The 1,155-nt window shown below is 41.7% G+C and carries 1 protein-coding gene; it reads left to right on the top strand.

The window, feature by feature from the left end:
- Positions 1 to 67 precede the first annotated feature (67 nt).
- Positions 68 to 1,155: serine hydrolase domain-containing protein (locus ACOVO2_RS18330; protein ID WP_421771369.1), on the top strand; the 1,088-nt coding region annotated here is incomplete at its 3' end.

Genomic DNA, 1,155 nt, shown 5'->3' with positions numbered 1-1,155 from the left:
TCATAAATTGTATTTCTCCTCAAATTAAGATAAATTCGGGCATTATATTCATCTTCATTCTTTACCCATGAAAAAAATCCTATTTGTCTTTATCATTTTATCATCAAGCATTTTTTCGAGCAAAGCCCAAACCATTACTTCGGCCGAAATTGATGCCTTGGTTGAGCGAACACTGAAAACTTTTGATGTGCCAGGAATTGCCGTGGCAGTTATCAAAGACGACAAAGTAATTCATGCCAAAGGTTATGGCGTTCGTTCGTTAAGAACCCAGCAAAAAGTAGATGAAAACACGCTTTTTGGCGTAGCTTCCAATAGCAAAGCCTATACCGCCGCTGCTTTGGGAATGTTGGTTGATGAGAAAAAGATTAAGTGGGACACAAAGGTGACCGACATCATTCCTGAGTTTAAATTATACAATCCTTACGTAACCGAAGAGTTTACTATCAGAGATTTGCTTTGTCACCGTAGCGGAATGGGCCTAGGTGCGGGCGATTTAATGATGTGGCCCGATTCGAGCGATTTTACCAAAGCAGATATTATTCATAATCTTCGTTATTTAAAACCAGTCTCAAGTTTTCGTTCAAAATATGATTATGATAATAATCTTTATATCGTAGCGGGCGAAGTGGTGGCTCGTGTATCGGGAACTTCGTGGGAAGATTTTGTTGAAAAACGCATCATGCAACCACTCGGCATGACAAAAACGGCGGCTTCGTTGAGCCGTTTAAAAGATAAATCGAATGTGATTGACCCACACGCACCCGTCAACGGAAAAGTACAAGCCATCGGCATTGATTGGAGCGAAACTGCCAATGCCGCAGGTGGAATTTACAGTAGCGTTTCGGACATGAGCAAATGGGTGATTGCCCAAATAAATAGCGGAAAATACGGCGATGGCTCAAAAAGACTTTTCAGCCAAGAAGTTCACGAAGAAATGTGGACACCGCAGACAATTATTCCCGTTCGTGGGCCAACGGCTTATAATACACACTTTTCGGCTTATGGTTTAGGATGGTTTTTGAGCGATGTAAAAGGTTATAAACAAGCCACTCACACAGGCGGTTTGGCAGGAATCGTAACCCAAGTAACGATTTTGCCCGAAATGAAACTCGGAATCATTGTTTTTACCAACCAACAAGTCGGTGCAGCTTTTAC

Origin of the sequence: Emticicia sp. (assembly GCF_049241225.1) — a bacterium.
Lineage (GTDB): Bacteria > Bacteroidota > Bacteroidia > Cytophagales > Spirosomataceae > Emticicia.
The sequence above is the reverse complement of the archived record's forward strand: the minus strand, read 5'-3'. Positions and strand labels throughout refer to the sequence as shown.